Genomic DNA, 10830 nt, shown 5'->3' with positions numbered 1-10830 from the left:
GTCGAGACCGGGTCGGACGCGAGAGGTCTCGACAGGCTCGACCAGCGGGGTGCGGGTCAGATGCGGTTCGGGCGCGAGAGGTCTCGACACGCTCGACCAGCGGGGTGTGGATCAGCCGTTCACGTAGGCGGCCAGATGCTTACCGGTGAGCGTGGACGGCGCCGCGACCAGGTCGGCCGGGGTGCCCTGGAAGACGATCCGGCCGCCGTCGTGGCCGGCGCCCGGGCCGAGGTCGATGATCCAGTCGGCGTGCGCCATCACCGCCTGGTTGTGCTCCACCACGATCACCGATTTGCCCGCGTCGACCAGCCGGTCGAGCAGCCCGAGCAGGTTCTCCACGTCGGCTAGGTGCAGCCCGGTGGTGGGTTCGTCCAGCACGTAGGTGCCGCCCTTGGTGGACATGTGGGTGGCCAGCTTGAGTCGCTGCCGTTCGCCGCCGGACAAGGTGGTGAGCGGCTGGCCGAGGCTCAGGTAGCCGAGCCCGACGTCCGCCAGGCGTCCGAGGATGGCGGACGCCGCCGGCACCTTCGAGTCGCCGGAGCCGAAGAACGCGGCCGCCTCGGCCACCGGCATGGCCAGCACCTCGGCGATGGTGCGGCCGCCGAAGGTGTACTCCAGCACCGCCGGCTGGAACCGCTTGCCCTCGCAGGCCTCGCAGGTGGTCGACACCGTCGCCATCACCGACAGGTCGGTGAAGATCACCCCGGCGCCGTTGCAGGCCGGGCAGGCCCCCTCGGAGTTGGCGCTGAACAGCGCCGGCTTCACCTTGTTCGCGGTCGCGAACGCCTTGCGGATCGGGTCCAGCAGGCCGGTGTAGGTGGCCGGGTTGCTGCGCCGCGACCCGCGGATCGGGCTCTGGTCGACCGACACCACCCCGGCGGTGAGCGGGATCGACGAGTGCACCAGTGAGCTCTTGCCCGACCCGGCCACCCCGGTCACCACCACCAGCACGCCGAGCGGGATCTCGACGTCCACGTCCTGCAGGTTGTTGGCGGTGGCGCCCCGGATGCTGAGCGCGCCGGACGGCGTCCGCACAAACTCCTTGACCGACACCTTGTCGCCGAGGTGGCGTCCGGTGACGGTGTCACTGGTCCGCAGCCCCTCGACGGTGCCTTCGTAGCAGATCTGGCCGCCGGCCGATCCGGCGCCCGGCCCGAGGTCGACGACGTGGTCGGCGATCGCGATCGTCTCCGGCTCGTGCTCCACCACCAGCACCGTGTTGCCCTTGTCGCGCAGCTGCAGCAGCAGGTCGTTCATCCGCGCCACGTCGTGCGGGTGCAGCCCGGCGGTGGGCTCGTCGAACACGTAGGTGACGTCGGTCAGCGACGAACCCAGATGCCGGATCATCTTGGTGCGCTGCGCCTCGCCGCCGGACAGCGTCCCGGACGGACGGCTCAGCGACAGGTAGCCCAGCCCGATCTCGACGAACGAGTCCAGGGTGTCCCGCAGCCCCTCCAGCAGCGGGGCGACGGACGGCTCGTCGAGCCCGCGGATCCACGCGGCCAGGTCGGTGATCTGCATCGCGCAGGCGTCGGCGATGTTGATCCCCGCGATCCTGGACGAGCGCGCCTCCGGCGCCAGCCGGGTGCCCTCGCAGTCCGGGCAGTCGGTGAAGGTGACCGCCCGCTCCACGAAGGCCCGGATGTGTGGCTGCATGGCGTCCACGTCCTTGGCCAGCATCGACTTCTGGATCTTCGGGATCAGCCCCTCGTAGGTGACGTTGATGCCCTCGACCTTGATCCGGGTGGCCTCCTTGTAGAGCAGGTCGTGCAGTTCCCGCTTGGTGAAGCGCCTGATCGGCTTGTCCGGGTCGAAGAAGCCGCAGCTGCGGTAGATCCGCCCGTACCAGCCCTCCATCGAGTAGCCGGGCACCAGCAACGCACCCTCGTTGAGCGTCTTGTCCTCGTCGTAGAGGGCGGTGCGGTCGAATTCGGTGACGTTGCCGCGTCCCTCGCAGCGCGGGCACATGCCGCCCAAGATGCTGAACGACGCTTTCTCGGCGATGGTCTTCTCGCCGCGCTTGACGGTGACCGAACCGCCGCCGGACGCCGACGGCACGTTGAACGAGAACGCGTTGGGTGGCCCGATGTGGGGTTGCCCGAGCCGGCTGAACAGGATCCGCAGCAGCGCGTTGGCGTCGGTGACGGTGCCGACGGTGGAGCGCGGGTTGGCGCCGATCCGCTCCTGGTCGACGATGATCGCGGTGGTCAGCCCGTCCAGCAGGTCGACGTCCGGCCTGGCCAGGGTGGGCATGAAGCCCTGCACGAAGGCGCTGTAGGTCTCGTTGATCAGCCGCTGGCTCTCGGCGGCGATGGTGCCGAACACCAGCGAGCTCTTGCCCGAGCCGGAGACCCCGGTGAACACGGTCAGCCGACGCTTCGGGATCTCGACGCTGATGTCGCCGAGGTTGTTCTCGCGGGCGCCGTGCACCCGGATCAGATCGTGGCTGTCGGCGAGATGTCCTCCCCCAGTCGAGCTTGCCGAAGCCGAGCTTGTCGCGTGGGTTGAGCCTGTCGAAACCATCGTCGCTCCCGGGTGGTCAGGACGGCCGGGCGGCCATGGCTGACCACCCTAGTGCCGGTCGCTCCCAGCCCCGGTCACTCTCAGCCCTGGTCGACGTCCCCCACCAATGCGCGCAGCGCCGCGACATGCTGCAGATAGGCGAGCTTGCCGGACGCGGTCAGCCGCAGCCAGGTGCGCGGCCGGCCGAAGGGCTGGGGACGCTTCTCCAGCGCCACGTAGCCGGCGTCCGCCAGCACCTTCAACTGCTTGGACAGCAGCGAGGTGGAGATGCCCAGGGAGTCCTCCAACGCGCTGAACTCCAGTTCGCTCGCCGTCGCCAGCGCCGCGATCATCCGTAGCCGGGTCGGGAAATGGATCAGCTCGTCGAACCGCGGCGTGATCGGCTCCCAGTTCACAGCAGGTCGTACCTGTCGTAGTCGCCGGCGGCGAGCCGGCGTCCCTGATAGCGGTCCTCCCAGCGCAGCCAGGCAAGGATCCCGACCGCTCCGAAGAGGCCGCCGGCGATCGCGAACCAGAGCTGCCAGGCTGCGGGAACCTCCACCATTCGAAGCAGGGCGAGCGCGACGTACAGCACGGCGAACCGCCACATCCGGGCACCCAGCGCTCGCCGGTCGAAGACCTGACCCTGCCGCCGGACCACCTTTCGTTCGGCAACCAGGACGCCCGCGCAGCCGGCCACCAGGACGACGAGCGCCGCGATCACCTGACCGCCGAAGCCGAGCGTCACACCGATGCCGACCACCAGCGCGAGTGCGGCGTCCAACCAGAACGGACGCCGGGTGACCCGCACCGCGGCCCGACGGCTCTGCGCCACCTGGTCGAGGCTCGCCCGGGCCTCGGCCGGATCGGGAATGCCGTTGTCGGTCATAGCGCACCTCGCAGTTGGTTGCCTCTGGTTCAAGCATCACACTTGGTTGAACTAAAGGCAACCAACTATCGAGCTCCGGTGCCGCCCGGATTCAGTCGAGCAGGTCCGCGTACAGCGGCGTGCTCAGGTAGCGCTCGCCCCAGTCCGGGGTGACCACCACGATGGTCTTGCCGGCGTTGGCCGGATCGGCGGCCAGGTCGGCGGCGGCCCGCAGCGCCGCGCCGGAGGAGATGCCCAGTAGCAGGCCCTCCTCCTTGGCCACCCGCCGGGCCCATTCGATGGCGTCGTCGGAGGTGACCCTGATGATGCCGTCGATCACGCCGCGGTCCAGGATCGGCGGCACGAAGCCGGCGCTGATGCCCTGGATCTTGTGCGGCCCCTTCGGCTCGCCCGACAACACCGCCGACTCGGCGGCCTCGACGGCATAGATCTGGACGCTCGGCTTGCGCTCCTTCAGCACCTGGCCGACGCCGGTGATGGTGCCGCCGGTGCCCACCCCGGACACCACGATGTCCACCGCCCCCTCGGAATCGGCCCAGATCTCCTCGGCCGTGGTGCGGCGATGGACCTCGACGTTGGCGGCGTTCTCGAACTGACGCGCCAGGATCGCACCGGGAATGCTCGACGCGATCTCCTGGGCGCGCGCATTGGCACCCGGGACGCCGTCCGCGGCCGGGGTGAGCACCAGTTCGGCGCCCAGCGCCCGCAGCACCGCCCGGCGCTCCTTGGAGAAGGTCTCGGGCAGGGTGATGATCACCCGGTAGCCACGGCTGGCGCCGACCCAGGCCAGCGCGATGCCGGTGTTCCCCGAGGTGCCCTCGACGATGGTTCCGCCGGGCTGCAGCGAGCCGTCCGCCTCGGCGGCATCGATGATCGAGACACCGATCCGGTCCTTCACCGAGTTCGCGGGGTTGTAGTACTCGAGCTTGGCCAGCACGATCGCCTGGCTGTCGCCGTAGAGCCGGTTGATCTGGACCAGTGGGGTGCGGCCGATCAGTTCGGTCGCGTTCTTGAAGTAGGCCATCGGTTCTTTCCTCTCATGGTTGCGGTGGTCGATGGTGTCGGTGGTCGACGGGTGCGGGAGCGGGCCGGCGTCCGGTTGATCGGGAGGGAGCGGGAGGGAACCCTTCGGGCCGGACGCCCGGCGTCCAGACTCGGGTCGCGGCTGGATCACCGGCAGCTGCCGGGGAGATTCGTCGGACGCCGGTCAGGCCGCCAGCGGGGAGGGTGCGGTCGGGTCGCTCAACGACAGCGACAACACATTCGGCCGTCGACAAGGACCCCAGCGGGTACGACTCGTCCGGCGAACATGCCGAAATGGTAGCACCTTTGCCGAAGGGGTTCGCCGGGCCGTCGGAAGGTGGAGCCCGGTCGGCCGACCACCAGCCACGCATGGGATCTCTGGTCGCGTGACGACCCGCCGCCGCCGTCGATCAGCGACCGATTTCAGGGTCGTCCCGCCTCGGTCGCCTCAACGGCGTCCGGAATCGGTCGCCGGCTGACGACCATGAAGGGACGCGAAACGGCGCCCCCGCTATCGCGAGGGCGCCGTTCTCAATCAGTGGCGGAGGCGGCGGGATTTGAACCCGCGATGGGCGATAAACCCAAACCCGCTTAGCAGGCGGGCGCCATAGACCGGACTAGGCGACGCCTCCTCAGCCGAGGTCTGAGCGTACTCCAGCCGGGAGGGCTACGCCAAAGCCGCGTCCCGAAGCACCTCATCCGGTCCGCCTCGGGCAGAGCGTGTAGCCGCCGACGACGGCGGCCGACTCGCAGGCCCAGTTCTCGTCGATGGTGGCGAGCAGGTCGTCCGGCGCGCCCTTGCGGTGCAGCCAGTTCCGGTCCCAGACCAGCCAGCGCGCCTCGGGGTCGGTCAGGCAGCCGAGGCTCTCGGCGCGGGTCGCTGCCGAGACCAGCCGGTCGGCACCGTCTCGCTGCAGGAACAGCGCGGACGGGTAACGGCACCGGGTCGGGTTGCCGAGCAGGTAGCTGGTGTCCCCGAAGGCGAGGTAGGCGACCCGGGTGTCGGCGCCGACCAGCCGGTGGATCTGTTCGGCGTGCTCCAGTTCACCGCGCAGCGCGACGCCTTCCGCCCACGACGTCCGGCCGGCGGCCTTGAGGGTGAGCGACTCCGCCGAGACCGGGGTCTGGGTAGCCAGCATCGACACCAGCACCAACCCCGCCGCCCACACCGTCGACGCCGCCTCCGACCGGGTAGCGGGACGCCGCAGCGCGAGCCACTGCCCGGCCGCAAGGCCGAACGCCCAGCACCCGGTGACCAGGTAGAGGGCGATCCAGTGCTCGACCCGCCATGCCGCCGGCAGCACGAACAGCACCAGGGTCCACACCGACAGCACCAGCAACGGCCAACGCAACCCGGCCCGGGATCGTGCCACGGTGCGCACTGCCAGCACCGCGCTGAGCACCGCCACACCGATCCCGTGGTAGATGAAGTACTGGCCCTGATAGACGACGCCCAACGCGGTGAGGACGAGCCCGGCGCACGCCGTCCGGCCCTCGCCGCGCCGGACGCCGACGAAGTAGGCGGGCAGCAGGGTCACCACCGGCCAGCGCGCGGCCAGGTTCATCAGGTAGTGGCCCGCCGCCGTGGCGTTCTCCCAGGTCCACGGGTCGGGTTGCAGCGCGCGGATGTCGAGCAGCCAACCGATCTCGAACGGTGCCAGCCACCCGATCAGGCCGACGCCGAGCAGTCCCGCCGTGGCGGTCGCCAGGGTGGCGATCCATCCCCGGCGGTGGTCGATCGCCCACAGGATCAGCAGCGCCGCCGCAGCCATCGGCGCGGTGCTGATCTTGACCAACGCCGCCAGCGCCAGCAGCACCCCGGCGATGGCCCCGCCGAATCCGGGCCGCATGGTGAGCCCGGCACCGACCGCGGCCACCGCCAGCAGCGCCGCCATCCAGTCCGGCTCACCGGTCGCGGGTGCGGTGAACACCAGCGCCGCATAGACCGCCAGCGCATACGCCCAGGCCATCGAGCCGGTACGTCGACGCAGCCCGAGCCACAGCAGGGACGCCGCTGCCGCCGCCAACCCGGCAGCCACCAGTCGGAACCCCGCCTCGAAGACCCACACCCGCGTCCAGGACCCCGCCGGCCCGGCCTGCGAACTGGCCAGCTCCGGCAGCCAGGACTGGGCGGCGGAGAGCAACCGGAACACGATCGGACGGTGGGTGAAAGTCTCCGCCGCGGAATAGCCGGAGACCCGGACCACCCCCACCTCGTAACGGATGTTGCCGTTCACCAGATAACCCAGCGACGCGATCGTCCCCAGCGCCGCCGCGATGACCGGCCAGGTCACGGCGCGACCCCGCCCGAACCCTGCATGCATGCGTCAACCACCTGGCCGTGGACACCGAACGGCCAGTGAAGCCGTCCCCGATGAACGGCTCCCGACCGGCGCCCGTCCGTCGCCTGAACAGCGGGCGAGTAGATTCCGATCCGGCCGGGCGTCAACCCTCAACCCGGCGTTGGTTGGCGAACGAAGTCAACAACTACAATCGGCGTGTCTCAAGACCGGAACAGAGGATCGAATGACTGAACCCCAACGCGGCTTGCCCGAACCGCTGGAGGACGGAACGGACTCGGAAGCCGCGCCGCCTCGGCGTGCCGCGGACGCCGGACGGTTCCGTTGGTCGCTGGCCTGGACGGCGCTCGGCACCCTGATTCCGGGTCTGGGGCTGTGGCATGCCGGACGCCGGGTCGCCGGCGCCGTGGTGATGAGCGTGTTCGCCGCGATGCTGCTGGGACTGGTCTACCTGGGCACGGCCGGACGGGACCGGATCACCACCCTGGCCACCAACGTGGACGTCCTGAACGGTGTTGCGGTCGGCCTGCTGGTGCTGGCCGTGGTGTGGGTGACGATCATCGCCACCAGCCATCTGGCGTTGCGGCCGGCGAATCCGTCGGCGTCGCAGCGCGTGGCCGGCGGCATCCTGGTCGGGGTGCTGTCGCTGGCCGTCGCCGCACCGCTGGCGGTGAGTGCCGAGTTCTCGCGTTCCACCGCCGAGTTCCTGGGCACGGTCTTCTCCGACGACGAGCCGTCCGCCGACCCGACCACCTCGGGTGCTCCCGGGCCGACCAACCCCTGGGGCGACAAGGAACGGATCAACGTCCTGGTGCTGGGCGGCGACTCCGGCACCCACCGCGACCCGGCCCTGGGCCTGCGCGCCGACACCGTGATGGTGGCCTCGATCGACGTCCGCACCGGGGTCAGCACGCTGTTCTCACTGCCCCGGCAGACCGCGCGGATCCCGTTCCCGAAGGACTCGCCGCTGCACAAGTACTACCCCAACGGCTTCTACGACGGGTCCAACGGTGCGAACAGCGACTACTTCCTGAACGCGATGTACAACAACATCCCGCCTCGGATTCCCCGGAACCTGCTCGGCGACAAGGTGAAGAACCTGGGCGCCGAGGTGATGAAGGTGGGCGTCGGCGAGGCGCTCGGGCTGGGCAAGCTCGACTACTACGTGATCATCAACATGGACGGCTTCAAGCAGTTCATCAACGCCCTCGGCGGGGTCACGCTGAACGTGAATTACCGGATCCCGATCGGCGGCAAGACCACCGAGGGCGTTCCCCCGACGGGCTATATCGATCCGGGTCCGAATAAGCACCTCGACGGTCGGCTGGCGCTCTGGTACGCGCGTGGACGCTACGGCCTGACCACCGGCGACTACAGCCGGATGGAGCGGCAGCGCTGCGTGATCAACGCGGTGGTGCAGCAGGCGACCCCGCAGGCGGTGCTGACCAACTTCGAGAAGATCGCCTCGGCCGGCTCCAAGACGATCCAGACCGACATTCCGCGGCGGATGCTGCCGCAGATGATCGACCTGGCGCTGAAGGTGAAGAACACCAACCTGCACAGCGTGGTCTTCCAGCCCGGGGTGGCCGGCTGGGTCAGCTCGAACCCACCCTGGCCGGCGGTGCAACGCCGCGTCCAGCAGGCGCTGAAGGAGGCCGACAAGGCCGAGAGCGGCAAGACCGGCAGCCCGAGCGCGCCGACCAACTCGCCGAGTCAGTCCGCGACCGCCAAGCCGACCAAGTCGTCCTCGAGCAAGTCGGAGAACCTCAACGACTCCTGCGCCTACCACCCGCAGAAGTAGCGGACGGGGGCCGGCCCGACTTACAGCTGGCCGTGGTAGCCGCGACTGGCGTCCAGTCGCCGGGTCAGGTCACCGGTCAGATGCACCAGTTCGGCGGTCACCCCACGCTGGCTGACCAGCCGGACCCGGCGCTCCGCACCGTGGTGAATGGTCAGGGACGTCGGCGCCTGGGTCACCTTGGTGACGTCGGCCCAGCGTCCCTCCTCGCGCGAACCGGGTCCGGTGATCAGGTAGCCGTCGTCGGTGAACTCGACGACCACCCGCATCCGCCGCCAACTCACCGCGGCCGCGACCAGCAGGACGACGGCGGCCGCCAGCAGCACCCAGCCGATCACCCCGACCGCGGCCGGAGACTGCAGCGCCGTGGGCAGCACGATCAGGACGGCACCGACCACGGCCAGACCGGCCGCGACCGCCACGGCGCGCAGCGGCAACGGCGGAGTGAGCACATGGGTACGGGAGGACACGCGGCGAGGGTGGGATTCGAACCCACGGAGCGTTTCCGCTCGGCCGCTTTCAAGGCGGCTGCACTAGTCCACTATGCGACCTCGCCCGGGGCCAACATCCTAGTGGCCCCCTCCCCGCGCTCGCCTAACTATTTGCCGCTCGCCGAGTTCGGCGAGCGGCAAATAGTTAGGCGAGCGGTTGGTGCGAGCTGCCGGAATCGGAGCACCGCCGGCCCCGGAGTGCCAGGCTGGGAGTATGCGCGCAGTGGTGGCCGAGTCGTTCGGCGGTCCGGAGGTTCTGCATCTCGCCCAGGTACCCGTCCCCCCGCTCCGGCCCGGTGAGGTACTGGTCCGGGTGGCGGCGTCCGGGGTGAACCGGGCCGACCTGCTGCAACGCGAGGGACGCTACCCGCCGCCGCGCGGGGCCAGCGAGATCCTCGGACTGGAGGTCTCCGGCGTGATCGACACGGTGGGTGAAGAGGTCGCCGACTGGCAGCCCGGCGACGCGTGCGTGGCTCTGCTCACCGGCGGCGGCTACGCCGAATACGTCGCGGTGCCGGCCGGCCAGGTGATCCGTCCGCCGGCCGGGGTCGACCTGGTCACGGCGTCCGGACTGATCGAGGTGGCGGCCACCGTCACCTCGAACCTCAGCCTGGTCGGGCTGTCCGCGGGCGAGACCTTCCTGGCGCACGGCGGCACCGGCGGTATCGGCACGTTCGCGATCCAGTACGCGGTCGCGTCGGGTGCCCGGGTGTTCGCCACCGCCGGCAGCCGGCACAAGCGGGCACTGTGTCGCGAACTCGGCGCCACGGACGCCTTCGACTACCACCACGACTGGGTGGCCGCGCTGCGCCGGGCTACCGACCGGCACGGTGCCGACGTCATCCTGGACGTGATGGGCGCCAAATATCTGCCGCCCAATGTGGACGCCCTGGCCGCCGACGGACGCCTGGTGGTGATCGGCCTGCAGGGTGGCCGCACCGGCACCCTCGACCTGGGGAAACTCCTCGCCAAGCGGGCATCGGTAACCGCGACCGGGCTGCGCGGGCGTCCCGCCGCGCAGAAGGCGGCGATCTGCGCCGAGGTGGCCCGCACCGTCTGGCCGCTGGTCGAATCGGGCCGGATCAAGCCGGCGACCGAGACCCGCTTCCCCGCCGAGGACGCCGCCGCGGCCCACCGCCACCTGGCCTCCGGCGACGCAGTCGGCAAGCTGATCCTGACCTGGCGCTGACCGGGGACCGCCCGCCGGGGACGGTTCTCGGCGGTCGAAATTCGCACCTCGAGAACCGTCCCCAACCGTCGAAAATCGCACCTCGAGAACCGTCCCCGACGGTTCAGGAACGCCAGGTGTGCCAGAGCCGGGCGTATTCGCCGCCGAGTTCCAGCAGCTCGTGGTGCGAGCCGAGCTCGGCGATCCGTCCGTCGATCACCACGGCGATCCGGTCGGCGTCGTGGGCGGTGTGCAGCCGGTGCGCGATGGCGACCACCGTCCGGCCCTCCAGCAGGGCCGCCATCGACCCCTCCAGATGACGGGCGGTGCGCGGGTCGATCAGGGACGTCGCCTCGTCCAGCACCAGGGTGTGCGGGTCGGCGACCACCAGTCGGGCCAGCGCCACCTGCTGCGCCTGCGCCGGGGTGAGTTCGGTCCGGCCGTGCCCGAGCACGGTGTCCAACCCGTTCGGCAGCTTCTCCACCCAGCCCAGCGCGTCCACCGCCTGCAACGCGTCCACCACCGCGGCGTCGCCCTGCTCGGGGGTCAGCTGCTGGTCACGGGCCAGCACGATGTTGTCCCGCACCGTGCCGACGAAGACGTGGTGCTCCTGGGTGACCAGCGCCACCTCGGTGCGCAGTAGGTCGAGCGGGAGCTCC

The 10830-nt window shown here is 70.2% G+C and carries 9 protein-coding genes and 2 tRNA genes; 2 read left to right on the top strand and 9 right to left on the bottom strand.

The features are described from left to right. Positions 1-111: 111 nt before the first annotated feature. The 6 genes from QM582_RS14685 to QM582_RS14660 all read right to left on the bottom strand — a co-directional run bounded on the left by QM582_RS14685 (position 112) and on the right by QM582_RS14660 (position 6708). Complete coding sequence (locus tag QM582_RS14685; RefSeq protein WP_415085617.1) at positions 112-2523, bottom strand: ATP-binding cassette domain-containing protein; 2412 nt, start codon at positions 2521-2523, stop codon at positions 112-114. Positions 2524-2603: 80 nt separating this feature from the next. Then, positions 2604-2918: a transcriptional regulator gene (locus QM582_RS14680; protein WP_415085616.1), complete on the bottom strand. Its 315-nt coding sequence runs from the start codon at positions 2916-2918 to the stop codon at positions 2604-2606. Further along, entirely contained in the window at positions 2915-3391 is a 477-nt protein-coding gene (locus QM582_RS14675) for a hypothetical protein (protein WP_415085614.1), read from the bottom strand. Before QM582_RS14675 ends, QM582_RS14680 begins: the two co-directional genes overlap by 4 nt. 91 nt (positions 3392-3482) lie before the next feature. After that, complete coding sequence (gene cysK, locus QM582_RS14670; protein WP_415085612.1) at positions 3483-4415, bottom strand: cysteine synthase A; 933 nt, start codon at positions 4413-4415, stop codon at positions 3483-3485. Between the two features lie 538 nt (positions 4416-4953). Next, a tRNA-Ser gene (locus QM582_RS14665) sits at positions 4954-5046 on the bottom strand. Between the two features lie 63 nt (positions 5047-5109). Next, positions 5110-6708 (bottom strand): hypothetical protein, encoded by a 1599-nt coding sequence (locus QM582_RS14660; RefSeq protein ID WP_415085611.1) that lies wholly within the window; start codon positions 6706-6708, stop codon positions 5110-5112. A gap of 232 nt (positions 6709-6940) precedes the next feature. On the opposite strand from QM582_RS14660, the gene QM582_RS14655 reads away from it, so the two are divergent. Further along, on the top strand, positions 6941-8515 hold the full coding sequence (locus QM582_RS14655) for an LCP family protein (protein WP_415085609.1): 1575 nt from the start codon (positions 6941-6943) through the stop codon (positions 8513-8515). Between the two features lie 20 nt (positions 8516-8535). Here QM582_RS14655 and QM582_RS14650 read toward each other — a convergent pair whose 3' ends face one another. Beyond that, entirely contained in the window at positions 8536-8982 is a 447-nt protein-coding gene (locus QM582_RS14650; RefSeq protein ID WP_415085608.1) for a hypothetical protein, read from the bottom strand. Between the two features lies 1 nt (position 8983). Next, positions 8984-9068, bottom strand: a tRNA-Ser gene (locus QM582_RS14645). 149 nt (positions 9069-9217) lie between these two features. Here QM582_RS14645 and QM582_RS14640 point away from each other — a divergent pair. Next, a complete protein-coding gene (locus tag QM582_RS14640) occupies positions 9218-10192 on the top strand; it encodes an NAD(P)H-quinone oxidoreductase (protein ID WP_415085606.1) in 975 nt (324 codons plus the stop codon). A gap of 103 nt (positions 10193-10295) precedes the next feature. Here the strand turns inward: QM582_RS14640 and QM582_RS14635 are convergent. Next, positions 10296-10830, bottom strand: a 535-nt coding sequence (locus QM582_RS14635; RefSeq protein ID WP_415085604.1) for an ATP-binding cassette domain-containing protein, incomplete at its 5' end; no start/stop codon positions are given.

It is taken from the genome of Micropruina sp. (genome assembly GCF_047607385.1).
Lineage (GTDB): Bacteria > Actinomycetota > Actinomycetes > Propionibacteriales > Propionibacteriaceae > Micropruina.
The sequence above is the reverse complement of the archived record's forward strand: the minus strand, read 5'-3'. Positions and strand labels throughout refer to the sequence as shown.

Coding starts and splice junctions, on each gene's coding strand:
- QM582_RS14685 (WP_415085617.1), bottom strand. CDS start 2,523: ATGGTTTCGACAGGCTCAACCCACGCGACAAGCTCGGCTTCGGCAAGC.
- QM582_RS14675 (WP_415085614.1), bottom strand. CDS start 3,391: ATGACCGACAACGGCATTCCCGATCCGGCCGAGGCCCGGGCGAGCCTC.
- cysK (WP_415085612.1), bottom strand. CDS start 4,415: ATGGCCTACTTCAAGAACGCGACCGAACTGATCGGCCGCACCCCACTG.
- QM582_RS14655 (WP_415085609.1), top strand. CDS start 6,941: ATGACTGAACCCCAACGCGGCTTGCCCGAACCGCTGGAGGACGGAACG.
- QM582_RS14640 (WP_415085606.1), top strand. CDS start 9,218: ATGCGCGCAGTGGTGGCCGAGTCGTTCGGCGGTCCGGAGGTTCTGCAT.